26 protein-coding genes, 1 tRNA gene and 1 other annotated feature are annotated in these 25,245 nt (G+C 53.4%); of the genes, 21 read left to right on the top strand and 6 right to left on the bottom strand.

The genetic code is table 11. The annotated features are described in order from the left end of the window. Positions 1-104 precede the first annotated feature (104 nt). From dndC to H9X81_RS08580, 15 genes are all read left to right on the top strand, one after another. Positions 105-1,469, top strand: a complete 1,365-nt coding sequence (dndC, locus tag H9X81_RS08650; RefSeq protein ID WP_204721314.1) for a DNA phosphorothioation system sulfurtransferase DndC — start codon at positions 105-107, stop codon at positions 1,467-1,469. Beyond that, positions 1,459-3,600, top strand: coding sequence for an AAA family ATPase (locus H9X81_RS08645; protein WP_204721311.1), 2,142 nt, complete (start codon positions 1,459-1,461; stop codon positions 3,598-3,600). The genes dndC and H9X81_RS08645 overlap by 11 nt, the downstream gene beginning before the upstream one ends. Before the next feature lie 2 nt (positions 3,601-3,602). After that, the gene (locus H9X81_RS08640; protein WP_204721309.1) at positions 3,603-3,980 is read left to right on the top strand and encodes a DndE family protein; all 378 of its coding nucleotides are present in this window, start codon (positions 3,603-3,605) and stop codon (positions 3,978-3,980) included. A 51-nt stretch (positions 3,981-4,031) separates the two neighbouring features. Then, complete coding sequence (locus H9X81_RS08635; protein WP_204721307.1) at positions 4,032-4,490, top strand: DUF6998 domain-containing protein; 459 nt, start codon at positions 4,032-4,034, stop codon at positions 4,488-4,490. Positions 4,491-5,741: 1,251 nt separating this feature from the next. Then, positions 5,742-6,452: a tyrosine-type recombinase/integrase gene (locus H9X81_RS08630; RefSeq protein ID WP_204721305.1), complete on the top strand. Its 711-nt coding sequence runs from the start codon at positions 5,742-5,744 to the stop codon at positions 6,450-6,452. Next, complete coding sequence (locus H9X81_RS08625) at positions 6,449-7,417, top strand: tyrosine-type recombinase/integrase (RefSeq protein ID WP_204721304.1); 969 nt, start codon at positions 6,449-6,451, stop codon at positions 7,415-7,417. Before H9X81_RS08630 ends, H9X81_RS08625 begins: the two co-directional genes overlap by 4 nt. A 47-nt stretch (positions 7,418-7,464) precedes the next feature. Continuing rightward, a complete protein-coding gene (locus H9X81_RS08620; protein ID WP_345941538.1) occupies positions 7,465-7,791 on the top strand; it encodes a DUF6809 family protein in 327 nt (108 codons plus the stop codon). A 178-nt stretch (positions 7,792-7,969) separates the two neighbouring features. Beyond that, positions 7,970-11,125 (top strand): DUF3427 domain-containing protein, encoded by a 3,156-nt coding sequence (locus H9X81_RS08615; protein WP_204721451.1) that lies wholly within the window; start codon positions 7,970-7,972, stop codon positions 11,123-11,125. Continuing rightward, on the top strand, positions 11,126-11,509 hold the full coding sequence (locus H9X81_RS08610; protein ID WP_204721302.1) for a (deoxy)nucleoside triphosphate pyrophosphohydrolase: 384 nt from the start codon (positions 11,126-11,128) through the stop codon (positions 11,507-11,509). 406 nt (positions 11,510-11,915) lie between these two features. Beyond that, positions 11,916-12,332 carry a helix-turn-helix domain-containing protein gene (locus H9X81_RS08605; protein ID WP_177503636.1) on the top strand — a complete coding sequence of 139 codons (417 nt, stop codon included), beginning with the start codon at positions 11,916-11,918 and terminating at the stop codon, positions 12,330-12,332. Further along, on the top strand, positions 12,326-12,688 hold the full coding sequence (locus H9X81_RS08600; RefSeq protein WP_204721300.1) for a hypothetical protein: 363 nt from the start codon (positions 12,326-12,328) through the stop codon (positions 12,686-12,688). The genes H9X81_RS08605 and H9X81_RS08600 overlap by 7 nt, the downstream gene beginning before the upstream one ends. Positions 12,689-13,077: 389 nt before the next feature. Further along, positions 13,078-13,512 carry a hypothetical protein gene (locus tag H9X81_RS08595; protein ID WP_243424104.1) on the top strand — a complete coding sequence of 145 codons (435 nt, stop codon included), beginning with the start codon at positions 13,078-13,080 and terminating at the stop codon, positions 13,510-13,512. Further along, positions 13,509-15,281 (top strand): MobP3 family relaxase, encoded by a 1,773-nt coding sequence (gene mobP3, locus H9X81_RS08590; RefSeq protein WP_204721298.1) that lies wholly within the window; start codon positions 13,509-13,511, stop codon positions 15,279-15,281. The genes H9X81_RS08595 and mobP3 overlap by 4 nt, the downstream gene beginning before the upstream one ends. Before the next feature lie 69 nt (positions 15,282-15,350). Beyond that, positions 15,351-15,563, top strand: a complete 213-nt coding sequence (locus H9X81_RS08585) for a helix-turn-helix domain-containing protein (RefSeq protein WP_204721296.1) — start codon at positions 15,351-15,353, stop codon at positions 15,561-15,563. Positions 15,564-15,616: 53 nt separating this feature from the next. After that, positions 15,617-16,846, top strand: coding sequence for a tyrosine-type recombinase/integrase (locus H9X81_RS08580; RefSeq protein WP_204721294.1), 1,230 nt, complete (start codon positions 15,617-15,619; stop codon positions 16,844-16,846). A 68-nt stretch (positions 16,847-16,914) separates the two neighbouring features. Here the strand turns inward: H9X81_RS08580 and H9X81_RS08575 are convergent, their stop codons facing one another. Continuing rightward, positions 16,915-17,166 carry a hypothetical protein gene (locus H9X81_RS08575; RefSeq protein ID WP_204721292.1) on the bottom strand — a complete coding sequence of 84 codons (252 nt, stop codon included), beginning with the start codon at positions 17,164-17,166 and terminating at the stop codon, positions 16,915-16,917. A 101-nt stretch (positions 17,167-17,267) separates the two neighbouring features. Between H9X81_RS08575 and H9X81_RS08570 the strand changes: the two genes are divergently transcribed. After that, positions 17,268-17,489 (top strand): helix-turn-helix domain-containing protein, encoded by a 222-nt coding sequence (locus tag H9X81_RS08570; protein WP_204721290.1) that lies wholly within the window; start codon positions 17,268-17,270, stop codon positions 17,487-17,489. Positions 17,490-17,716: 227 nt separating this feature from the next. Here H9X81_RS08570 and H9X81_RS08565 read toward each other — a convergent pair. Continuing rightward, positions 17,717-17,792 (bottom strand) — tRNA-Pro (locus H9X81_RS08565). A gap of 113 nt (positions 17,793-17,905) precedes the next feature. Further along, positions 17,906-18,091, bottom strand: a complete 186-nt coding sequence (locus H9X81_RS08560) for a hypothetical protein (protein WP_177504173.1) — start codon at positions 18,089-18,091, stop codon at positions 17,906-17,908. 128 nt (positions 18,092-18,219) lie between these two features. Further along, positions 18,220-18,428, top strand: a binding site (T-box leader). Positions 18,429-18,500: 72 nt separating this feature from the next. On the opposite strand from H9X81_RS08560, the gene H9X81_RS08555 reads away from it, so the two are divergent. Both H9X81_RS08555 and H9X81_RS08550 read left to right on the top strand, forming a co-directional pair. Next, positions 18,501-19,868, top strand: coding sequence for a glycine--tRNA ligase (locus H9X81_RS08555; RefSeq protein WP_177504175.1), 1,368 nt, complete (start codon positions 18,501-18,503; stop codon positions 19,866-19,868). A 146-nt stretch (positions 19,869-20,014) separates the two neighbouring features. Further along, positions 20,015-20,842: a hypothetical protein gene (locus H9X81_RS08550; protein WP_204721288.1), complete on the top strand. Its 828-nt coding sequence runs from the start codon at positions 20,015-20,017 to the stop codon at positions 20,840-20,842. Between the two features lie 59 nt (positions 20,843-20,901). Here the strand turns inward: H9X81_RS08550 and H9X81_RS08545 are convergent, their stop codons facing one another. Genes H9X81_RS08545 through H9X81_RS08535 form a run of 3 tightly spaced genes read right to left on the bottom strand, consistent with a single transcriptional unit; the run spans position 20,902 to position 21,874 of the window. Beyond that, a complete protein-coding gene (locus H9X81_RS08545) occupies positions 20,902-21,120 on the bottom strand; it encodes a helix-turn-helix domain-containing protein (RefSeq protein WP_204721286.1) in 219 nt (72 codons plus the stop codon). A gap of 14 nt (positions 21,121-21,134) precedes the next feature. Continuing rightward, positions 21,135-21,359: a helix-turn-helix domain-containing protein gene (locus tag H9X81_RS08540; RefSeq protein ID WP_204721284.1), complete on the bottom strand. Its 225-nt coding sequence runs from the start codon at positions 21,357-21,359 to the stop codon at positions 21,135-21,137. Then, positions 21,359-21,874, bottom strand: coding sequence for a methylated-DNA--[protein]-cysteine S-methyltransferase (locus tag H9X81_RS08535; RefSeq protein WP_204721282.1), 516 nt, complete (start codon positions 21,872-21,874; stop codon positions 21,359-21,361). Before H9X81_RS08535 ends, H9X81_RS08540 begins: the two co-directional genes overlap by 1 nt. A 191-nt stretch (positions 21,875-22,065) precedes the next feature. Here H9X81_RS08535 and H9X81_RS08530 point away from each other — a divergent pair, with 191 nt between their 5' ends. The 3 genes from H9X81_RS08530 (at position 22,066) to rsmI (ending at position 25,224) form a co-directional block, all read left to right on the top strand. Continuing rightward, positions 22,066-23,505 (top strand): class B sortase, encoded by a 1,440-nt coding sequence (locus H9X81_RS08530; RefSeq protein WP_204721280.1) that lies wholly within the window; start codon positions 22,066-22,068, stop codon positions 23,503-23,505. Between the two features lie 125 nt (positions 23,506-23,630). Then, the gene (locus H9X81_RS08525; RefSeq protein WP_204721278.1) at positions 23,631-24,392 is read left to right on the top strand and encodes a tRNA1(Val) (adenine(37)-N6)-methyltransferase; all 762 of its coding nucleotides are present in this window, start codon (positions 23,631-23,633) and stop codon (positions 24,390-24,392) included. Next, entirely contained in the window at positions 24,385-25,224 is an 840-nt protein-coding gene (rsmI, locus tag H9X81_RS08520) for a 16S rRNA (cytidine(1402)-2'-O)-methyltransferase (protein ID WP_204721276.1), read from the top strand. The genes H9X81_RS08525 and rsmI overlap by 8 nt, the downstream gene beginning before the upstream one ends. Positions 25,225-25,245 lie beyond the last annotated feature (21 nt).

The following is a 25,245-nucleotide window of genomic DNA, read 5'->3' as shown; positions in this document are numbered from 1 at the left end:
ACAAAAACTATAGCTAAGGCGTTTTAGCATCTTCAGAGATACAACCATTAGGCTGGGATCACTGAGACAGTAAAAATGCTTTTGACAGATAGGATGTAACTATTATGTTTGACGAGTATAGCAAGATTAAAGATGAGATGAAGCTTGTCTATCTCCATGATCAGCGTCCATGGATGATTGGATTTAGCGGAGGCAAGGACTCAACACTGCTTTGTCAACTCGTATTTGAGATGATAGAATCACTACCAGAAGAGCAGCGTTCAAAGCCTGTATACGTTGTTACTTCGGATACAATGGTGGAAAATCCGATTGTAAAAAGATATATGCATCGGATGAGCGATGCAATTAACAAGGCAAGCAGTAGAAAGAAGCTGAACATACAGGCGCATATTATCTACCCCGAAATTCGGCAGACCTTTTGGAGCTTGGTCATTGGGTTGGGATATCCCACTCCGGAGCCGCCAGGTTTTAGATGGTGTACAGAAAGATTGAAAATTAGCCCCTCGAACGCTTTTACTTATAACACCATTAGAAAAGATGGCGAAATCGTAATTCTTCTTGGTGTACGCAAAGCTGAAAGTGCTGCGAGATCACGGAGCATCTCTTCACATGAAATCGAAGGAAAGATTTTAACTCCCCATCCACAGATTCAAAAGGCGTATGTATATAGTCCATTGGTAGATATACCTAATGAAGATGTTTGGTCCTATCTTCTTAGAGATCATGGGAAAAGCGCCTGGGATACAGATAATAATTATTTGTATAGCCTTTATCAGGGAGAACAGCTATCAGAAGAAGACAGCGTGGTAGGTCAGGTCAACAAGGATAACATAAAAGTGACAGGAAATTCTCGCTTTGGTTGCTGGATTTGTACAATGGTTAAAGAGGATAAATCCTTAAAGAATTTTATTGATCATGGTTCCATGGAATTGATCCCATTACGAGATTTTCGGAATTGGCTGGTAAAGCTACGATCGGATCCTGAAGCGCGAGATTACCGTAGAAGAAACGGAAATGTATATCTTATGTCAAACGGTGAATTTGGTCGTGGTCCATTTACCATGAAGACGCGAAAAGAAATTTTGCGCCGTTTGCTTCAATTGGAAGTGGATACAGGATTTGAGCTGATTACAATAGATGAATTGAAAATGATTGACAAAATGTGGGAAGATGAAGGCGATCTTTCTCGTCGTGCGCTCGTAGATATATATTCACAAGTCAAAGGGAAAAAACTTCCCTGGGATGGTTATAAAAAAGCAAAATACGACAGCGAGACAATTGCAGTAATTCAAACTTTGTGCGAAAAGTATGAGATTCCATTTGACCTGATTTCTAAATTGATGATTTCGGTTGATAATACAAAATTTTATACGCGTTCGGCTATATCAGCTAAGAGTATTGAAAAGATTTTTAATGAAGGTTGGCTCCATTATGAAACCATTAGAGAGGGTTTAGAGGATGCGGATTAAGAACATTCAACTTTGTAATTTTGGATCCTATGTTGGTCAAAATAATTTTGACTTTCAATGTGATAGCCCTGAACAACGTGTAGTGGTGATTGGCGGAAAAAATGGTGCTGGCAAAACTACACTATTCACTGCAATCCAAGTATGTCTATATGGTAATTTCGCTTTTGGTTATAAAACAACAGGTAAGCATTATTTGCGTGAAATTTATAACCTGATCAACAACCAAATTCGTATTGATGATCAAGAGACAGCATTTGTTGAGGTAGAGTTCCAGCAAGTTGATAATACGGATTTGTATAATTATGTAATTCGCCGTTCCTGGTCGTGGCCACACAGTGAGCTGAAAGAAACGCTCAGTGTCTGGCAGAATGGAGAAAGGTTAGAAGATGAAGAGCTCCTAAATTTTCAAAAGTATCTGATCCATCTGATTCCGCCTGACATGTTAAAACTGTATTTCTTTGATGGAGAAAAAATCGCAAACTATTTTTTGGGCGAAAAAGAAGTCAATATACGAGATGCACTAATGGTGCTTAGTGGAAATGATACGTTTGATATTCTGTATGATCAAATTAAACGCATACTGAAAAATTCTGAGAATGTTCAAACAGACATTGCAAAAGATTATCTGGTTGCTCGCAATGAGTCTGTTGCATTACAGAACCAGCTCTCCGATATGCAGCGTGAGATTGATTGTTATCAAGCCGAGATTGACGAAATAGAAAGTGAAATTAGTCGATGCCAAAAAGAGTATGTTGATCGCGGTGGGGTTACAATTGATGAATGGAAGAATTTAAATAATCAGTTAAAAGATGAGGAGGAAAAAAGAGAGAGACTAAATTGGCAGCGGCGCACTTACGCAACAGAGGTGGTGCCTTTTCTTATGTTGCCAGATTTGATGAAAGAAGTGTTGCCTCAACTTCAACTGGAGAAAGATCATCAAGGATACTCTGTGTTAAAAAATAGTATAGAAGACAATGCATTTTCTGATTTGTTGAAAAATGCATTGTGCGAAATTGGCAGTACAAATGTCGAACAAGATTTCAGCACATTGTCTCAAAAGATAAAAGAGTATTTTTTAAGTAAAAAATGGGAGATGTTTGAACCGCTTTTTGGGTTATCCAGTGATGAAGAGGCACAGATTCAAACACAAGTTAACCATATTTTGGCGTTTGATATTAAGCAGATCCCAAGAAACCAGAAACGGATCCAAGAATCATTAAAAAAGACAAAAGAAATTCGGACTCGGTTGCAAGCGACGACGATCGAGAACTATGAGAGTTATATGAATCTGCGATCTTCCCTTGAGGAGAGAGCTAAAATTGTTCGCTTGAAGAAAGAGCATGCAGAAACTTTGTTTGAATTAAGAAGTGCTGATCGCGAGAAAAAAGAGAAAGAACTGCACACTTTAAGAAGAGAATTTGAGGATCAACTGAAAGCGAGATCGATCTCTGATATTTCAGGGAAAACCCTGTTACTTTTGGAAGAGCTACAGGAAATGCTGTATAGCAATTTGATCAAGCAGGTGGAGACCGATTTAAATCTTAAATTCAAGCAGTTAATTCGGAAAAAAGATTTCTTCTCTCAAATGGTTATAGACCGTAACTTTGTAGTTCACATGCTTCGTCAGGAAACAGTGAGTAGGACAGACCTATTGTCATTGTTCAGAGGGGGAAATCAAAATATTGCAGTCAATGTTTTAGGAAAAGTTGCAGTAGAGGAACTATTTAGTCAGTATCAGGTTGGAACAATTTCTGAACTTTTTCATGCACTTGCTGAAGAAAAAGCAGAAAATCTAACTTTGTCGGTTGAGCTTGATAAAGAGAGATTATCAAGCGGAGAAAAGCAAATTTTTGTTATGGCCTTGTATTGGGCGATGATGAATCAAAGTAAAAGCGAACTGCCTTTTATTATTGATACACCTTTTGCACGTATTGATACAGAACATAGGGCTAATATTACGGAACATTTCTTTAAACAGTTGACAGGGCAGCTTATTATTCTGTCTACGGATGAAGAGCTTTCGAGTAATCATCTAGAGGCAATGCAGGATCAAATTTCCCATATTTACATGTTGGAATATGGTCCGGATCAGAAGACACATATTCATAAAAATCAGTATTTTGAGGTGTGAGTATGGCATTTAAGCTGAAAACTTCTAAAAGAGCTTCTGAAATATTTGACCAAATTGAGCGGAGCGAAAATCTTCCTTGCTACACTTTGGTTAAAATAGCCATGGCTCTTTCTATGCGATCAAAGGAACCGCTAAAAGAAACGGATTTCCATACCAATACACTAGGGCGCGAATTGAACCGCCAAACCATTACTGGAGATGCAGATGCTTTATACAAATGTTTGATGGAGCTATACTCTGGAAAGCATTTGACTGATGAAGAATTTTTCCCTGGTTATGTAAAAGCACATATTGATCGGGGGTCTAAAATGCTTGAACAGGAGCAGAAGTACAGTTCCGATTTCCTTATGCACTTAATAGAACTTGATCAAAGCCTGTAAATAAAAGAAACAACGGTTATAATTTTATAGGACTACTGAAAGAGGTGTGTAATGGAAAATACTTTGTCTCAAAAACAGGCTGCAGAAAAGATAAAGCAACTCTATGAAATATCTGCAGAGCTGGAAAGGCTGTTTCCTGGCCGGCACTATACACCGGATGGCCATATGATCGGGAGCATTGGCGAGGCACTGGCAGCCAGCTATTATGGGCTGGAGCTCTTTACGGCTTCGGCGGAAACCCATGATGCCAAGGCTGCGGATGGGCGGTTGGTTCAGATCAAAGCCACTCAGATCAGCCGAATTGCCCTGTCCAGTGAACCGCAATGGCTCCTTGTCCTCCGGATTCGCCGGGACGGTACTTTTTCTGAGGAGTACAACGGTCCAGGAAAACTCGCCTGGGAACGCTGCGGCAAGATGCAGAAAAACGGGCAGCGGCCGATTTCCCTGGCAAAACTGAGAATTCTCCAGGCTGAGGTTCCGGATTCGACCCGTCTGCCGGTTGTTTTGTGAGTTCCATTACCGGCTTCCAGTAGTGTTGAGATCCGTTAATAGAGTTGTTTGCCAGCACTTTTCTGGACAAGGATAAAAATGCACTGGAAAAGGAAACCCGGTATGACTCAAACGATGTCACCGAAGAGCTGTTCACTTTTTGGCAAATCCCCCTAAATGTAGAAAGACCGCCTATTTAGGCGGTCTTTCTTATAAAATCTGGTCGAGGTGGGGAAATTCACTACCTGATCCTGTGTTTCCTAAAAGATACTCCACTTAGTTTTGTCGCGGACAATGAATAGGTTTCAGAGGATAAGACCTTCGGAATCTGCGCCGCATAAACAAAGAATAGGGACTCCTCATATCCGGTCGTTTGCCCACTTGAAAATTCATTATACTCCACAAAAAATGATGATGAGTTTTTCTGAAAAGACTATTGAAATCTCCTCTTCTTCCTGATACAATAGAAATAGTAAGAACATTTGTTCTTTTGGGTTTCTGAAAAATTAGAAGTACAAAATTAAATAGCGATCCACTCAAATCGAGCAAGCGGAGACAGCCTAAGTGGCTGTATACTACCAAGCGCCGTGTGAGGTTGGACGCCGGAAAGAATTTCTGGCGTCTGATTTCCGCGGCGCTTTTTTGCTGCGGTAATTTCCCCACACGGCGATGAGAGTCCCTTTCCGGCTTGCGCGGGAAAGGAGCACTATGGATCTGCAAAGCTGGCAGGCCGCCGTGGCGGCTTATCCCTGATATTAGATGTGTCAGGTCTCAGAGATCTTTCTGAGATCACGCCGGAACCTTGAAAACAGAATTATCAGTTGCTGAAATACATTCCCGGATGGGGCTCCCGGCCTGGGGGCAAGCGACAGCGGACGATGCGCGAAGACAGCCTGTGGTAAAAGCAAACAGGCATGAGCGATTCCATCGGTCCGGAAAGTGGTCCGCGGCAGACCGTTTTGCGAAGATTCCATCTGGGGACAATGATACTTCTGCCCAGCCACAGACTCAAGCAATGGGGGCAGCTCGGAGAGAACCTCGGAGGGGTGAAATTCCCATGGAGCGGTACAGCCAGCCGCCGTTTCAGACAACTGCTCACAGCCCGGAAAAGCAGCAGCGAATCCGGGCTGATACATAGCGGTCCGGACGGTTTCCACTGTCCGGATTGCAGACAGAGGCTCTGAATTGGAATATGGAAAAATATATTCAAAAACAGTAGCTATTTCTCTCTTTCTGTGGTATTGTTGCGTTTGCAAAAAGGAGGCGATTCCCATGTACAATCAAAATAATCTCACTGTAGGTCAGTGGAGTGACCGGTGGTTTCGTGAGAATCAGAGCAGATGGAGCGGCAGAACAGTGGGCGGATACCGCAATCTGATAGACCGTCATATCTCCCCTGGAATCGGGAATGTCCCGCTGACAGAGCTGACCCAGGACACCGTGACCAGCTTTTATGACAGCCTGCAAAGCCGGGGACTCAGTGCCAGAAGTGTCTGGTGTGTCCATCTGCTTCTGCGGCGGTGTATGAGCGAGGCAGCCCGCGACCAGCTCATTCCCTTCAATCCGGTAGAGATCTGCCCCGAGCCGCCGGCAGAAGCACATAAAACGGTTTCCCTGCGCCTTGGACAGCTCCAGCGGTATCTGAACGCAGCGGAACAGTTTGGCACACTCCCTCTCATTTACACAGGACTGACCAGCGGTCTGCGGCAATGTGAACTTCTCACCTTGTCGTGGGCCGATTTTTATATCCGGTACCGGTATATCCTCAAGGGGCAGCGACTGCTGACCCTCAATGACAAAGCAGAGCATCTTCTGGAACAAATCCCGGAAACAGGGCGTTATGTGTTTCTCAATCCAAAGACCGGGGCGCCGTATCAGCTCCATGAGTTCTACTACCTGCACAAGCGGATTCTGAAACAGGCGGGACTGCCGTGGGTTGCTTTCCGGGATTTGCAGTGCCAGTGCAGGAAGGTGGGACTATGACACTGAGAGAGTATATCCTCCGCTGGCAGGAGATCTGTGACAAAAACCAGAGCCGTCCGACTACCTATGCAGCCCATGGCTATCTCTTCAAAAATCACATTCTTCCTGGGCTGGGGGATATACAGCTCTCCGAATTGACAGTGGAGCGGGTCGGAGAGTTTCTGGAGGAGCGAAAGCGCTTCGGCGGTCATCGCCCGGAAAGTCCCGAATATCCAGGATTGGGCGAACACACCATGCGGCACATCCACCGTTTGCTTCAGCAGTGTCTGGACCAGGCGGTGCGGGATGGCCTGATCACAGATAATCCTGCCCGGGCATTCTGCTATCCAAAACCCAGGAAGGTCAGCGCCAATGTGCTGACGCCCGCAGAGGTGGAGGACTATCTGGACGCAGCCGAACGGCTGGGCCATCTTCCCATGTTTCTGCTGGCTCTGACAGCAGGGCTTCGGCAGAGAGAGCTGATTGCCCTCAAATGGAGCGACCTTGATATAAAGAAACGAATGTTGACCATTTCAGAGGGCCGCTCAGTGGAACAGCGGAAGCTGGTGGAGTACAAAGGCAGAACCAGAACTATCGGTCTGCCCTCAGAACTGGTGGAGCTTCTGGCTGAAGAGCATGCCCGACACCCGGGCAGTCCGCTGATGTTCATGCATCCGGCGACCCAGAAGCCCTACCTGCCTCAGACGGTACGCCGGCTGTACAGTGAGATTCTCAAAGAGGCCGGGCTGGATCATATCCGGTTTCAGGATCTCCGGCACACCTGTGCGGTGCTCTCGCTGCAAAACGGAATGGGTATAAAAGAGGTGGCGCAGATGCTGGGCCATTTCAGAGCGACAATGACCCGGCAGAACTATGAAGCCTATCTGACCCAGGAAACCGCTCAGCAGATGGAGCAGTCCGACCAAACAACGGGGGAAGATCTGCGGCAGGCGGCAGATCTCCTGGAAAATCTTCTGGAGTTCTGATAGGCTGCTTCCCAAATATGTTCGTGTCACAAGAGGAGGTGATGACCATGGAACGTAAACTGCTTCGGGCGCTGTATGACTGCTTTTATACCCGTCCGAGGTTTGATGAACAGGAGAACGAAGTGGAGGAGTGCCACAAAGCGCTGATTGAGGCGCTGGCAAAACCGGAGCGCAAGCTGGTGCTGCGGATCATTGATGCCCAGGATTATATCAAAACGGAGACTTCACTGGATAGTTTTATAGCTGGATTTGAGCTGGCGTGGAGGCTTTTCAATGAGCTGCATTATGATGATGAAGAAAGGTCAGCCTTGGGCGCAACCAGGAAAGCGGCAGTTGACTTTACGACGGAAGCGAAGGGATTCCACCAGGGGTAGGCAATTGCTGTTATATAAAGGAAGCCGGCTTGCAAATCTTTCTTAGCGGGTCTTAATACATCAAAGCGAGTCGAAAGCAAAAGCGTATTTTGTAGATGTTTACTAACAAGACCTTGTTGAGCTGTTGGATTTCCGTTATAATAAATACAATATGTCTTTATAGCGGAGTGTGAAGCAGATGTTATTTCCCGGCCTTTACGAACAAGTCATCAACACTGCCCTGAACCGCGAGCTTTCGGAGATCCCCGATGCCCGCAAATCAGTTGCGCCCATTGACAAGGCGGAGGCCTCCAAAGTGTTGGCGCAATATCTGGCAGATGTGGTACAGAAGGGTCTGGAGAATGTTCTGGATAACGGAGGCAATATCACGGACCAGGTGGATCTTGCCAACCGGATTGTCAGCCTCATCGGACAGGAAACTAAAGAAGCTGCCTTTGCTTCGCTGGGTGTTGACCAGCGGGCAGAGCAGCTTCTTGCGCTTTTACGGGAGCAGGACCCACGCCTGGCAGTGGGCAGAACCGCTGATGACCTGAGCCGGCCGGAGACCTCCATCGCCCAGAGCAGTCTGTTTACAGGGGCTATCCATGAGCCGCAGATGTACACAGAACTGAAAAAGGAGATCGTCTCTGCGGACCGCATTGATATGCTGGTGTCCTTCATCAAATGGAGTGGGTTGCGGCTGCTGATGGACGAGCTGAGGGAGTTTACCCAGAATGGAGGAGAACTGCGGATCATCACCACCTCCTACATGGGCGCCACCGATGTAAAGGCCATCGAAGAACTGCGGGCGCTGCCCAACACGAAAATCAAGGTCAGCTACGACACCAAACGCACCCGGCTTCACGCCAAGACCTATGTCTTTTACCGGAACACCGGGTTTACTACCGCCTATGTAGGATCTTCCAACCTGTCCAACGCCGCCATCTCCAGCGGGCTGGAGTGGAATGTGAAGGTCACTCATCGGGATTTGCCTGAGACTATCGACAAGATTGCCGCTACCTTTGAAAGCTACTGGAATTCCAGTGAGTTTGAGTACTATTCGGAGGATCAGAGGGAACGGCTGGCCCGGGCGCTGAAGGCAGAAAAGTATTATGATTCCAACAATGACGCAGTGTATACCATGGATATTGCGCCCTATTCCTACCAGCAGGAGATCCTGGACAAGCTGGAGGCGGAGCGCACGGTCCGGGGCTACACCCGAAACCTGGTGGTAGCTGCCACCGGCACCGGAAAGACGGTGATCTCTGCCCTGGACTACAAGCGGTTCCGGAAACAGAATCCAGGCAAACCCTGCCGATTGCTTTTTGTGGCTCATCGGGAGGAGATCCTGCGGCAGAGTCTGTATACTTTCCGGGCGGTTCTGAAAGATGCAAACTTCGGGGAACTGTTTGTGGGAAATAATCGGCCGGAGAGCATTGACCATCTGTTCATATCCATTCAGACGTTTAACTCACAGGGGTTTTCGGAAAAAACGGTTTCAGATTTTTACGACTATATTGTTGTGGACGAGTTCCATCATGCGGCAGCGCCAACCTATCAGAAGCTGCTGACTTACTACCAGCCCAAAATTCTGCTGGGCCTTACCGCTACGCCAGAGCGTATGGATGGCAAGAGTATACTGTCCTACTTTGGCAACCGCATTGCTGCAGAAATCCGGCTGCCTGAGGCCATTGACCGCAAGCTGCTGTGTCCCTTCCAATATTTCGGCGTCACCGACACAGTGGATCTGAACACCCTGAAATGGAGTGCCGGCGGCTATGACAAAAATGAGCTTTCCAATCTCTATACCCTCAGCGGTGCGGTGGCCAACCGTCGTGCCGATCTGGTGGTGTCCTCACTTCTCCGGTATGTGACCGACATTGATGAGGTCAAGGGTCTTGGTTTCTGCGTGTCCGTTGAGCATGCAGAGTTCATGTGCCGTTATTTTAATAGCCGTGGGATTCCCTCTATCTTCCTGACTGGAAAATCCTCCGATGAGGAGAGAAAAACCGCCAAAGGACGTCTGGTCAGCGGAGAGGTCCGCTTCATCTTCGTTGTGGACATCTACAACGAGGGCGTGGATATTCCGGAGGTCAATACCGTGCTGTTCCTGCGCCCCACTGAATCCCTGACAATTTTTCTCCAGCAGCTGGGCCGAGGGCTCCGGCTTGCAGAGGGGAAAGACTGTCTGACGGTGCTGGATTTTATCGGTCAGGCCAACAAACGCTACAATTTTGAGGATAAGTTTGCGGCCCTGCTGAGCAATACCACTCGCAGCGTGTCCCGGGAGATCAAGGAGGGCTTTGTCTCTGCTCCCAAGGGGTGCTATATCCAACTGGAAAAGAAGGCTGCCCGGTATATTCTGGACAACATCCGTGCTTCCTATGGCAACACCGCTGGACTGGTGTCCCGTGCAGCCAGCTTTACGGAAGACAACGGACTGGAGCTGACCCTGGCAAATTTCCTGGACTATTACCATCTGGACCCCAGGGCCATTTACAAATTTTCCTCCTTCTCCCGGATCTGTGCCCGGGCGGATGTAACTCCGGATTTCAGTGAACCCCTGGAGGAGATTCTCACCAAAGCCTTTGGCCGGTTGGCTGTGGTGGATTCCCGGCGTTGGATTCGCTTTTTGCTGGACCTGCTGCCCCGCTTGGACAATGTGGACTTTTCGGCGCTGAGTGAGCTGGAACAGCGGATGCTTCAGATGTTCTATGTGACAGTCTGGGGCAAGGCAGCCGAGAGCTGGAAATCGGATGAGGTGCTGGACAACCTGTATGCCCTTTCGGACAGTCCTGTGCTACTGGGTGAACTTCTGGATCTGCTCCGCTATCGGTACGAACAGATTGATTTCATTGATGAGCCGGTGGATCTGGGCTTTGACTGCCCGTTGGATCTCCACTGCACCTATACCCGTGACCAGCTGCTGGTGGCGCTGGACTTTATGAAACCGGCAACGGTGCGGGAAGGCGTCAAGTGGCTGCCGGAAAAGCAATTGGATGTGTTCTTTGTGACGCTGAATAAAGCGGACAAGGACTACTCACCCACCACCATGTATAACGACTACTCCATCAACGAGAGTCTGTTCCACTGGCAGAGCCAGAGCACCACAGCGGCAGACTCTCCCACTGGACAGCGGTATATCCATCACCGGGAGAGGGGAAGCAAAGTGCTGCTGTTTGTCCGAGAGTTCAAAGCAGACCGGATTACAGGTGGCGCGGAAGCCTACACCTTCCTGGGAACCGCGAATTATGTAAAACACGAGGGGAGCCGGCCCATGAATATCACATGGCAGCTGGATCGACCAATTCCGGCGAAGTTCCTCAAGAAAACAAATAAATTGGTGGTGGGATAAATGACCGAAGTAGTAGCAGCCCTGATCTGGGACGGGGATAAATTCATGATCTGCCAGCGCCCGGCTCACAAGGCCAGAGGGCTTTTGTGGGAGTTTGTAGGCGGCAAGGTGGAACCCGGAGAAACAAAGGAACAGGCCCTGATCCGGGAATGTCAGGAGGAACTGGCAGTGACACTGGAAGTGGGCGAAGTGTTTATGGACGTCGTCCATGAGTACCCGGACCTGACCGTCCATCTGACACTGTTCCACGCGAGGATCGCCGAGGGCGTTCCGCAGAAGCTGGAGCATAACGACATCCGCTGGATCACGGTGGATGAGATTGATGCGTATGCGTTCTGCCCGGCGGATGAGGAGATTCTGGAAAGGCTGAAACAGGGCTTTTAAAGGGGATAAGCAAAAGATGTTGGATCGAAAAATGTACGAATCTGTCTGGAAGAAACTGACTCCGAAAGATCCGCAGAAAAATCCTTCAGCACGCTGGAGGTTGAAAGGGCGGGACGAAGCGAAAGGCAAATGCCGTCTGCGTCCCTAAAAACTAAATCTGTAATCTCAGACCAGGAGCGTCTGCCTACGGGCAGGCGCTCTTGTTTTATATCGGAGCAATGTCATATTGCTGCGTACCTGGATGAGAAGTGAGAGGCTTTTTATGGGCTGCTCCCGAAAAGCCGGGACGCGAGAGCAAACAGGCAAAGTCAGGGAGGTGAGAGCAATGTGCAGGTGAATTTCTCCGCCGGAGATAAGGCAAAAAGAACGTGCTTACATCAAACAGAAAAATGTCAGGAGGTATTTTATGGGGTTTCAGAAGTGGCCGAAAAGGGAACCGCTCAAGCACTTTTTCCCGGTTCCCAATGAAATTTTTATCCTGGGGCTGAGCCCTGGAGAGATCGCTGTCTACTGCTATCTGCTGCGGACAGAGGATCGTCAGACCTTCCAGTGCTATCCCAGCTATGAAGCCATCGGCAAGGCGGTGGGTGTGAGCAAAAACACCGTCGCCAAATATGTCCGCAGCCTGGAGGAGAAGGGGCTCATCCGCACCGAGCCGACTGTGGTGCGGAGCAAAGACGGCAGGCTGCTCAATGGAAATCTGCTCTACACCATCTGTCCCATCCAGGCGGCGGTCGAGGCGTTCTATGAGCGGCAGCTGAATATGGCGGGGCGGCAGCATATAGCTCCGCTGAATCAGAAAGGAGGTGAAATGGTATGCTGACCAGTCTGATGGAAGAACTGATCCGGCGGGATCTGATGCTGTCGGCGATGCGCACGGTGGACACCAGGCGGTATATCGTCAGCAGCTGGAACCGGACCCATCCGGAGCCCATTGATGAAAATGCTGTGGTGCTCTTTCTCTGTGATGAGAACCAGGGCGGTCTTACCGATGAGCAGAGAGCTTTTGCCAGGGAGCGCCGGGAAGAGGTGTCCGCCTGTTATGAGAGGGCGGTGTTCCGGATCCTGCTGTGGGCGGAGATGTCCCGTTTGGGGATCGTGTCCGGGTTGAACGAGTACTGCCGGGTATTTCTGCCGCTGGAAGGTTCCCTTTGGCAAAGGGAGAATCGCCCCGCTTAACGGCTTGTGCAGGGCTGTGCGCCCTCCTTCGGGGTAGGGCAAGGCTCCTGTCCCATCTGGGTTTCCGGACGGATTTGGGCTGCTGCGGAGGGAAAATGGGGACCCCGGCAAAGCCCAGCGCAGCGGGTTTGCTGGGGAGAGGAGGAGCAGCGGAATGAGCGAGTTTTCGCCCTTTGGGCGGAAATGAGGGATATGGAGCTTGTGACGACGAGAAGCAGGAGAAAGCCCTGACGCTGTTGTGCGCCAGGGCAGCTACAACCTCCCGCAGTGCGGGCGGTTTTCGGGGAGCGGAGCTGACGCTTTTTCCTCGCTCCAAAGGAGACCTTGACGCTGATATTGGAAAAAGCCCCCGAATCCAGCGGTTTGACCGGGAAGGGGGCGACGCTGTTTTGAGAAAGGAGAAGTTCTGGGAGATGAAAGAGGAGAAGAACCGGCATACCGTCTGGCTGACAGACGATGCCTGGGAACTGGTGGAGGAACGGTATCAGAAGGACAACTGCTCCACCAAAAACGAGTACATCGAAAAGGCTATCCGGTTCTATTCCGGCTATCTGGATTCGGAGAGAGCGGAGGAGTATCTGCCCCGGGTGCTGGCTCAGGTGCTGGAAGGGAAGCTGGATGCCTTCGGGAAGCGGATCGGCCGCCAGCTGTTCAAACAGGCGGTGGACGAAAACCTGATGGCAAATCTGGTGGCGTTCTATTTCGAGATGGATGAGGATCTGGTGCGGAAGCTGCGGGTCAAATGTGTGAAAAATGTGAAGGAGACGAACGGGGAGATTGACTTCCTGGATGCGCTCCGGTATCAGAAGGGGGCAAGAGAATGAAGGGCCTGATTCAAAAGTCCGGCTACATCCAGCCGGGCAGCGGCGGCGAACAGTATGTGAAATACATCGCCACCCGGGATGGCGTGGAGCGGATCGAATCCACAGCAGGAGGCGGCTACCTGGAATATATGGCAGAGCGTCCTCGTTCACATGGATTGTTTTCCGCAGATGGCACCGCCGACCTGGCGGAGATGATGAAAGAGATCAGCAGCCACAACGCTCCGGTGTGGACCTTCATCTACTCGCTGAGACGGGAGGATGCTGTCCGGCTGGGATACGATACCGGCGAGAGTTGGCGCAGGCTGCTGCTGGCTCACCAGACAGAACTGGCGGCGGCGATGAAGATTCCGCCCGGGGACTTCCGCTGGTGCGCCGCCTTCCACGACGAGAAGCACCACCCCCACATCCACATGATGGTCTGGTCCAGGGACCCGAAGCAGGGCTATCTGACCGAGAAAGGAATCGAGAAGATGCGCTCGGAGCTGTCTGGGACCATCTTTCAGGACGAGCTGCTCTCCCTCTATCGGGAGAAGAACCTCTCCTATCAGCAGGTGCGGGACACAGCCATGGAGGCCATGAGCCGTCTCATCGGGGAGATGAAAACGGGCCTCTGCGACAGTCCGGTGATTGCGGAGCAGATGGACAGGCTGTCCCAAATGCTGGGGGACACCAAAGGGCAAAAGGTCTATGGGTATCTGAAGAAACCGGTAAAGGCACAGGTGGACACCATCGTGGATGAGCTGGCAAAGCTGCCGGAGGTGGCGGCCTGCTATGAGGAGTGGAACCGGCTCCGGGATGAGGTGGAGCGGTACTACAAGGACACGCCCCGGGAGCACCAGCCCCTCTCCCGGCAGAAGGAGTTCCGTGCCGTCAAGAACATGGTAATCCGGGAGGCGGAGAATCTGCGGCTGGGAGTGTTCACCTTCGAGGACGAAGACAGGACAGAGAAGATGGACGGCGAACAGGAAGCGGAAATCCGGGAGGACTCCCGGCAGGAACTGTGGGAAATCTACCAAAACGCCAAGGAAATTTTGTCGCAGCGGGAAAGTACGGAGGCGGAAAAGGCAAAACAGGTGCAGGCATTGGAACAGCTCTGGGAAGATGGTTTCCCGGCGGCTGCTCACCAGCTGGGAAAGTGCTGGCGGGACGGGCTGGGAGTGTTTCCAGATGATGAAAAGGCGGAACTGTGGTTTCGCCGCGGCGCCGAAGCGGGCTATGCTTTCTCCCGGTACGCCCTGGGCAGGCTGCTGGAAACGCAGAAGTGGATGGTGGAAGCAGTCACCTGGTACGAAAAAGCGGCAGCTCAGGGGAATCCGGCTGCCGCTTATCGGTTGGGAAAACTGTATCTTCAGGGAGAGCAGGTTTCCAAAGATGTGCCGAAAGCGCTGGAGTATCTCACCGCCTCCGCCGGACAGGGCAGTCCGTTCGCCCAGTACATTCTGGGCAAGCTGTATCTCATGGGAAAAGATGTGGAGCAAGACCGGGAAAAGGCGTACCGCTGGTTTGAGATGTCGGCGGAACAGGGAAATCCGTATGCCCGGTTCTTCCTGGAACACGCTGGGGAATCCCAAAGCCCCCACCTTCTGCTGACCGCCACCAGGCTGCTCCGCCAGCTGGGGCAGATCTTTCAGGAGAACTCGGTGCCCCCTGTCCCGCCGGGCAGCCAGCGGACCGACCGGAAGCTGCGCCAGAAGATCCGCCAGAAGAAGATTGCCCTGGGCCAGAAGCCGGACGATTCGGGAGAGCAGAGCCCCGGCCCGACCCTGTAAGCGGCGCAGAAAGTGACCCGCCTAAACAAAGAATAAGCCCTTCCCATCGGGAAGGCAGAAAGGAGTTCTATGAAGCGATCGAAATATCATTCTTTTGAGGAATTGCCCCTGATGCTCAATGTGCAGGATGTGGCAGATGTGCTGGGCATCGGCCTGGCCCATGCCTATGAGGTGGCACACCGGCAGGATTTTCCCGCCATCACTCTGGGCAGCCGGATCATCATTCCCCGAGACAGGTTTATAGCGTGGATCGGGGAGCAGGCAGAGAAAAAGTTTCAGTAGCTATTGGAGCGATTCTGTGGTATGTGTTTGTGTTATGGAAGGAGGAATCATCTATGCCAAAGAAACGTGCAAACGGCGAGGGCAGCATCCGGAAAAAGCCCAACGGTCGCTGGGAGGGCCGGTATACCCAGGGCATCGACCCGGTGACTGGACGGGCGATCCAGAAAAGTGTATCTGCCAGGACCCAGGCGGAGTGCAAAGAAAAACTGGCCAGGGCCATCCGGGACAACCGGGGAATCCCCATCAACTACAACGAGGATTACACAGTGGCGGAGTGGTGCAGGCTGTGGTTTGAAACTTACAGCAAGCCGGTGATCCGCCCCAATACCGCCAAGACCTACGCCAATGCCATCGAGAACCACATCATTCCGGCTCTGGGAGGGATCAAGCTCAAGCGGCTCACGTCCATTCAGATTCAGCAGCTCTACAATGACTCCCGAACCAACGGACGGGTACAGCGGTGGGAAAATCAGACCAACACTGCCCTCACCGGCAGCTCGGTCCGGCGCATCCACATGGTGCTGTCCTCGGCACTCAAGCAGGCAGTGAAGGAGCGGCTCATTCCCTACAATCCCTGCGACAACTGCCGCATCCCGCCCAAGGAGAAAAAGGAGATGACCATCCTGCCGCCGGAAAAGCTGGGAGCCTATCTCCGGGAGGCGGAACAGTACGGCGTCCTGCCCATGTTCTTCCTGGAGCTGTCCAGCGGACTGCGGCGGGGCGAACTGCTGGCGCTGCGATGGGACGACCTGGATACTGAAAACCGTATCCTGTCGGTGAGCAGGCAGGTCACCCGCATTGACGGGGAGCTGGTGGCCACTGAACCCAAGACCCGGAACTCCATCCGCAGGGTGGCGCTGTCCCGGCAGGCGGTGGAGCTCCTGGTGCGGGAGCATGAGCAGCACCCGGACAACCCCCTTCTGTTTCCATCGCCCCGCACCGGTGGGTACTGGAGCCCGGACGCGGTGTCCAGAATCAACCGGAAGCTGCTGGCGAAGGTCGGCATTGAGGAGCATGTGCGCTTCCACGATCTGCGCCATACCTTCGCCACCATGGCCCTCTCCAGCGGCGTGGATGTAAAGACACTCTCCAGTATGCTGGGCCATTACAGCGCCGGGTTCACCCTGGACACCTATACCCACATCACCAGCGAGATGCAGAGGGGCGCGGCGGAGAAGATCGGCGGCTTTATGGAAACAGCCACCGCCAAACCGGAACCCGAGCCGCCCGACCCGCCGGAGGGAAACCATTGCAAGGTGATCCCGTTCGAGAGGGTGGGATAAAAGCGGTGATTCAAAACAGGACGATACGGGTTTGGCGCATCGCCCTGTTTTCTCGTTCGGATAGGAACTCAGCCGAAATCATGCCGGTTGCCGCAGTCGGAACCAAGTCCCTCAAACACGCAGACGATTTCCTCGATCCGGTAAAAGCATTCGCTGTCCTCCAGGGAGTCGTCCTCCAGAATGGCCTTGATTTTCCGCAGCGCCCTGTAACACTCCAGCTCTACGATTTTTGTACTGTCTGAGTCGGTGAGTTCCGGGAAGGACACCTGGATTTTTTCGTCTGCCAGTATATGACGAAGAATCTCCTGATACAGTTCCATTTCAGCACCTCCTTAGTACTTATAAGTTCTATCAGCAACATTCTAATAAAAAGATGCAGTATCGTCAATAGTATCAATCAGTACTAAAGGCGGTGCGCTGTATGTATTTTCAGAGATTAAGAGATCTGCGTGAGGACAAAGATCTGCGGCAGGAGGACGTGGCGGAGATTCTGGGAATCAGCCAGACCGTCTACTCCCGCTATGAGCGTGGGTTCCAGACCATTCCGGTGATGCATCTGCTGAAGCTGGCGGACTTCTATCAGGTGTCCACCGACTATATCCTGGGACGGACCAACACCAGCAAACCCTATCCCGCCAAATAAATAACGGGAAGATGGAGTGGCGGAAAATCTATAAATGACGCATTTCCCATGCCCTTTTGCGGTTAGGGATTGGTTAGGGATTTGCCGCTTTGAGACGCCTTCTGCCGGCACCGGTTTTGATTCTTCCTGCTGGTCTTTTCGGAAGAGCGGAGACGGTAATCCGGCCTCCTAAAATTTCCTCCAGAACGCAGAAAAACCGCCTGAACAGGCGGTTTTTCCATTAAAGCTGGTCGGAGTGAGGTGACTCGAACACCCGACATCATGCTCCCAAAGCATGCGCGCTACCAACTGCGCTACACCCCGATATAAGATTGTGGGACTGCTCCGGGCGGTTCCTCCCAAAACAGACTCCCTCAAAATCATGTACACTCTATTATAGCGGGAAAGACATGGGAAATCAAGGCTTTTTTGCGGCGTCAGCAGTCAGATACCGTTTCCAGCAGTGTGCAGACCAGCGCAATAATCAGCCCCAGGCCGATCCACAGGCCATACAGGCTCAGCTTCAGGGAATCTGCCTCCCCCAGAGCCTCCAGCGACAGTGGAATACATCCGGCCCCTCCCAGCAGTATGGCCGCCAGACGGATCTTCCAGAGCTGTTTCATTGAGCATTGCCTCCCTTGTTCCGACAAATATCTGTGTCCTGTCCTTATTATAATCAAGCTGCCGGTTGATTGCAAGCTGCTTGCCCTTGACAGTCCCACTCTTTTGTGATAGATTGATAGCAAACCAAATCCTGGCGATGAGAAAGAAGAGTAACTGCATCCGATCTTTTTCAGAGAACCGGCGGCTGGTGTGAGCCGGTGGGGTCCCGCAGTGAAAGGCACTTTTGAGCCGAGAGCGGTTTGTTCACAAGAGTGGGTCTGTACTTATAGCCTGTACAGATCAATGAGGGTGGAACCGCGGAAGACTGAACCTGATCCACAGCCTTTCGTCCCTTGCAGTACTGCGGGGGATGGAAGGCTTTTTCTGTTCCTCGGGATCAAAAATCTATCCGAAAGAGGAGTATTTACCATGGAAAAGACAATGGACAAAATCGTCGCTCTGGCAAAGAACCGTGGATTTGTATATGCCGGTTCTGAAATTTACGGCGGCCTCTCCAACACCTGGGATTACGGCCCCCTGGGTGTGGAATTCAAGAACAATGTCAAGAAGGCCTGGTGGAAGAAGTTTGTACAGATGTCCCCCTACAATGTAGGCCTGGACGCTGCGATCCTGATGAACCCCCAGGTTTGGGTAGCTTCCGGTCATGTGGGCGGCTTCTCTGACCCCCTCATCGACTGCAAGACCTGTAAGGCCCGTCACCGTGCTGACAAGCTCATCGAGGAGCAGTGCGGTTTCGATCCCGCTGGCTGGAGCGATCAGCAGATGATGGATTACATCCGGGAACACAAGGTTGCCTGCCCGGAGTGCGGCGGCACTGAGTTCACCGATATCCGTAAGTTCAACCTGATGTTCAAGACCTTCCAGGGTGTTACCGAGGATTCCAAGAGCGAGATCTATCTGCGTCCTGAAACCGCTCAGGGTATCTTTGTAAACTTCATGAATGTACAGCGCACCACCCGCCGCAAGGTTCCCTTCGGCATCGGTCAGATCGGTAAGAGCTTCCGCAATGAGATCACTCCCGGCAACTTCACCTTCCGTACCCGTGAGTTCGAGCAGATGGAACTGGAGTTCTTCTGCAAGCCCGGCACCGATCTCGAGTGGTTCAAGTACTGGAAGGACTACTGCCATCAGTTCCTGCTCTCCCTGGGCATGAAGGACGAGAATATCCGTCTGCGTGACCATGAGCAGGCTGAGCTGTCCCACTACTCCAATGCCACCACCGACATCGAGTTCCTGTTCCCCTTCGGTTGGGGCGAACTCTGGGGCATTGCGGACCGCACCAACTTCGACCTGACCCAGCATCAGACCCATTCGGGCAAGAGCTGCGAATACTTCGATCCCGAAACCAACGAAAAGTATATCCCCTATGTCATTGAGCCTTCGCTGGGTGCTGACCGTGTGGCTCTGGCCTTCCTGTGCGATGCCTATGACGAGGAGGAAGTAGGCGAGGGAGATGTCCGCACCGTACTGCGTCTGCATCCGGCTCTGGCTCCTTACAAGGCTGCTGTACTGCCGCTGTCCAAGAAGCTGTCCGAGCCTGCCCGGGAACTGTGGACCAAGCTGGCTGACCACTTCATGGTGGACTACGATGAGGCCGGTACCATTGGTAAGCGGTACCGCCGTGAAGATGAGATCGGTACTCCGTTCTGCATCACCTACGACTTCGAGAGCCAGGAAGATGGCTGCGTAACCATCCGCTTCCGTGATACCATGGAGCAGGTTCGTCTGCCCATGGACGAGGTTCTCTCCTTCATCGAGGAGCGTCTGGAATTCTAAGCCTCTGATCGGATAAAAGCCCTGCCCCTTGGCGTCCTGCCGGGGACAGGGCTTTTTTGTGTATTTCCAGATCCCGGCTTTGAAATTTCCGGTCAAGCCTGTATAATAGAAACCAGAGAAATTTTTCGGCACAGGGGGTGGATTCTATGGGGAAGCGTCTGATGGCGGCGCTGCTGGCAGCGGCGCTCTGTCTGGGGCTGGCTGGCTGCGGAAATGGGGAGGAGGCTTCTTCCCGCCCGGAGGAGGCAGCATTTTCCGCCGAGATCTGGGAGGCCAAGCGCCCGAAGATCGCCCTCTCCCTCACCGAACCGGATATTGTGGACACCACCTTCACCCATGACGACACCGGCCTTGCCATTGCCCGTCTGCTGGGACAGGAGCTCATTGTCTATCCCCGGTATGCCCGGGATCTCCGGAAGGGCTATACCGACCTGCCGGAGGAATATCTGCTGATCACCGCCCTGCTGGGTACCGACGGCACCACACCGGGCATCACCCAGGGTGCCAATACCACCGAGGCGCAGTATGTTGCAAAGCAGCTTGCCGGGGAGACCGGACGGCGGCAGTTCATCACCAAAGAACAGGTGGAATACGCGGCCCGGGAGCTGTTCGGGGAGGAAGTGGAGCTCACCCACCAGAGTGTGCCGGTGGGCGCCGATCCCCGGGAACAGTACCGCTATTATGAGGAATACGGCGTCTATGCCTATCCTGAAAAACAGCCCATCTGGTATCTGCCGGTGCTGCTTGATCTCTGGGACGTGAGCTTCAATACCAAGGAGGCACAGATCGTCTTTGTGCGGTATGCCGACAGCGAACAGAACTCCTTCTGGGGGCCGGGCACCGAGCCCATTGCCCGATGGGACATCGAGGAACACGCCAACTACAATATCGATCAGTACCAGAGCTACACCGTGACCCTCAAGGAGATGTTCGGGGAGTGGGATATTGAGGAAGTCCTGCCCTCACAGTCGTAGCCCGGGTCTCTGCATACAGAAAAACGGCAGCGTGGAGGTTTTTCCACACTGCCGTCTTTTTATCGGTTCATCTCCCGGCGGTCGGTGCGCCCGAGCAGATAGTCCACACTCACGCCGTACAGGTCCCCCAGGGCGCAGAGCACCTCCGGCGGTACCATGCGCTGACCGCTCTCATAATAGGCGTAGGTCCGCTGGGACAGCCCCAGCTGTTCCCCCACCTGCGCCTGGGTCAGATCGGCGTCCTCCCGCAGGTCTCGGATTCTCGGGTACTGGTTCACAGGCGCTTCCTCCTTTACAGAGGGTCCCGGCGGTCGGTGAGCCCCAGCAGATAGTCGGTACTGGTCCCATAGAACCGGGCCAGCCGGATCAGCACCTGGGTGGGAATATCATTTTCGCCGGTTTCATACTTGGAATAGCCGGTCTGGGACATGTGCAGAACCGCTGCCACCTGCGCCTGGGTCAGGTCGGCGTCTTCCCGCAGATCCCGCAGCCGGCGGATGAGTGTCTTTTCCCGCATCAGTAGCTGTGTCCTTCCAGGCGCAGGAGCTTCCGCTTGGTCTCAGTGCCGTCCCCGGCGCCGAATCGTCCGATGATTCCGTCCTGCCGCACAATGCGGTGGCAGGGAATGATGATGGGAATGGGGTTGTGTCCCACGGCGGTGCCCACGGCCCGGTATCCATTGGAGCCCACCCGCCGGGCCAGCTCGGCATAGGAGATCACCTCGTCATAGTCAAGGGCTTCCAGGGCGTTCCACACCGAGATCTGGAACGGGGTGCCGTAGAGCTTCCGGGGCAGGGTGAAGGGGTCCTTGCTGCCGGCGGCGTAGTTGATGAGCCACTGTTCCACTGCCAGGGCAGCCGGGGTGGCTTCGGGGCGGAAGGCAGTGGGATCGATGCCGTGCCGGGCAAGCTGGGCCATCAGCCGTTCCCCGCAGCCGGCAGAGCCCTCCAGATCCAGACCGATGAGGGCTTCGTCCTCAAAATAGAGAGAAATAGTTCCGAGAGAACAGGAAAAACGATGGGATGTGAGCATAAGATACCTCCTGAACGATGGTACAGACTGGGAACATTTGTTTTTATTGTAGCATCGGCGTGGAAAATTGTCCAGAGCTGCCAGCAAAAGAGGAACCCAGACACTTGACGGGACAGATGGGTATGATAAAATAAAGAGTAGAAACTGCGTGAGCAGAACGTGCACCGAGACCAGAGATGAGAGGGAAACGAATGCAGAGAGAGAACCGAGAAACCCGGGGCAAGGCCCGTCCGTCCGGCGAGAGCCGGGAAGCGGAACGCCGCCGGGAGATTTCCAGCGAATATGACCGTTATCGTGCCGCATACGCCAGCCGTGCCCGGAATGAGGAGGCACCGGATCTGACCCGGCGGGAGGAGCGTACCTCCGCCCGGGAGAATCCGCACCGCACCGCACGCCGGGAAGCCGAGCCCCGTATGAGCCGGGACAGCCGTACTGCACCACGCCGGGAGACAGGGAGCCGTCCCAGCCGGGCCGGTGCCGCGCTGGACCGCATGACCCGTTCCGCCAGCCGTCGGACTGCTTCGGAACCGGCAGAGCACAGTGCGTCGTCCCGCCGCCGGAGTGAAGCCGTGCCCGCTGACCGCCGCAGCCGCCGGGAACAGGCTATGAAGACCGCCCGTCTGCGTATGGCAGGTCTGGCGGCAGCCCTGTTCATTGCCGTGGGCGGCAGCATCTATGGCATTGCCCATCTGGTCAGCCCCGCCGATGCGGATACCGACCGCGGTTCTTCGTCCATGGCTTCGGATGACACCACCAACATCGCCGATGCCGGTACCGGCGCTCCGGACATCACTTCGTCCGCCACTGTTACCGCTCTGTCCGGCACCCGTCTGGAAACGGTTGTGGCTCAGCGTCTGGCTGCCAGTGCCGACAATGTTGTCACCGAGCCGGGCTCGGGCTCATCCGGGTCCCAGACCACTGCCTCCAACTGGGGTACCTTTGACCCCTCCACAGTCGGCTCCAGCGGCAAAGCCAATATCGCCTCCTGGAAGGCCAAGAACAGCGATGTTGTGGGCTGGCTGCGCATTCCCAATACCAATATCAACTACCCGGTTGTAGTGGGCCCGGATAACCTCTACTACTCCGCCAAGGGCTATGACAAGAATTACAGCTACTATGGCGTAATCTGGGCGGATTCGGATACCAAGTTCGGCACCAGCAGCCAGGTCTCCCAGAACACGGTGCTGTATGGTCACAACTGGACCAACTACACCGCCAATCCGTTCATTGCCCGGGCCAGCGACATCATGTTCGGTCAGCTGCCCAGCTTCCACTACCTGAACTTCTGCAAGAGCACTCCCTATATCCACTACTCCACCGAGTCGGAGGAGATGACCTGGAAGGTCTTTGCGGTGTTCTATACCGAGGAATCCTTCAACTATATCGTCAGCGACCCGGGTGCTTCCGGCCTGCAGTATATCATCAATGAGGCCAAGGCCCGCAGTCTGCATGACTTTGCCGTGGATGTGAACTCCTCGGATAAGATCCTCACCCTGTCCACCTGTACCCGTGCCTATGGTCAGACCAGCCAGCAGCGCTTTGTTGTCATGGCACGCCTGATGCGTCCGGGTGAGACCATCACCGAAGTAAGCATTACCCCCAATACCGATTTCAAGCGTCCGCAGCTCTGATCTGCCGGACCTGACTGTTCCCATACAGCGCAAAAGGCCTCGTCCGGGCCGGTTCTGTCCGGACGGGCCCTTTTTTCTGCCGGGAACTACCGATGAGCACTGCCGGAGGAGGCTGTATTTCCCCCATGAATGACCGTTATCATTTTGAAGCCCTGGGTGACCGGATCAGGCTCTGTGTCTCCCCGGAGCATAAATTCGGCACCGATGCGTTCCTGCTTTCGGATTTTGCCGCGCCCCGGCGCAAGGACCGGGCCTGTGACCTGGGTACCGGCTGCGGCATTGTGGCTCTGGCCTGGTACCGCACCGAGGAGACCCAGCCCCGTCAGAGCTATGGGGTGGATATCCAGCCCCAGGCCATCGACCAGCTCACCATCACCGTCCAGGAAAACGGCCTGGAAGGACAGGTGGTGCCGGTGCTGGCGGATCTCACCGATCTCTCCGCCCTGCCCGAGGGACAGAGCTTTGATGTTGTCACCTGCAACCCGCCCTATAAGATTGAGGGCCGGGGCATCCTGTCCGAAACAAACAGCGACCAGATTGCCCGGCATGAAACAGCCTGCACCATTGACGATGTCTGCCGGGCGGCTGCCTGGCTGCTCAAATTCGGCGGACGCTTCTGTGTCTGCCAGCGTCCGGAGCGCCTGCCCGATGTGATGGAGGCCATGCGCAGGAACGGCCTGGAACCCAAACGCCTGCGTATGGTGCAGCAGCGTCCGGATACCGCTCCCTGGCTTTTTCTGCTGGAGGGACGCCGGGGCGGCAAGCCGTTTCTGCAGGTGATGCCGCCGCTGATTGTAGAAGGCGAAGGGGGATTTTCCCCGGAAATGCTGCGGATCTATGGCAAGTATGCCAATCTTCCCAAGGAGGCACAGAAAAAACATGGGTAGACTGTATGTAGTGGGTACCCCCATTGGAAATCTCGGGGATCTGTCGCCCCGGGCGGCAGAGGTGCTGGAATCGGTGGATTTCATCGCCGCCGAGGACACCCGGGTCAGCGTCAAGCTGCTCAACCACCTGGGAATCAAAAAGCCGCTGGTGAGCTGCCATGAACACAATATCCGGGAGGCATCCCAGTCCATCACCGTCCGTCTGCTGGCAGGGGAGGACTGTGCCATTGTCACCGACGCGGGCATGCCCTGCATCTCCGACCCCGGCGAACAGCTGGTGGATGCCTGTCACAAGCTGGGCATTCCGGTGCTGTCGGTGCCAGGCCCCACTGCCATTGCTACCGCTGTGGCCCTCTCGGGACTGGCAACCGCCCGGTTCACCTTCGAGGGCTTTCTGAGCGTCAATAAATCCAGCCGGATGGAGCATCTCCAGTCGCTGAAGAACGAAACCCGCACCATGGTGTTCTATGAGGCGCCCCACAAGCTGCTGCGCACCCTGGAAGACCTGCTGGCTGTGCTGGGAGACCGGGAGATCGCCGTCTGCCGGGAGCTGACCAAGCTCCATGAGGAGACCCGCCGCACCACCCTGTCCGAAGCGGCGGCCTATTACCGGGACAACGCGCCCCGGGGCGAGTTTGTACTGGTGATCGCCGGAGCAAAGCCGTCCGAGGAGCCGGAACTCACCTTTGAGGAGGCGGCAGAGCTGACCCGCCGGCGCATGGAGGAGGGGCTTTCTCCCACCATGGCAGCCAAGGAGGTGGCCCGTGCCACCGGCTACAAGAAGGGCGATCTCTACCGGGCTGCTCTGGAAGCGTCCGGAGAAGAGGAATAACCGTATAAAAATAAAACCACC

This window comes from Hydrogenoanaerobacterium saccharovorans, from assembly GCF_016901815.1.
Lineage (GTDB): Bacteria > Bacillota > Clostridia > Oscillospirales > Ruminococcaceae > Avimicrobium > Avimicrobium caecorum.
Note: the sequence above shows the minus strand (reverse complement) of the source record. Positions and strands in the feature narration are given on the sequence as shown.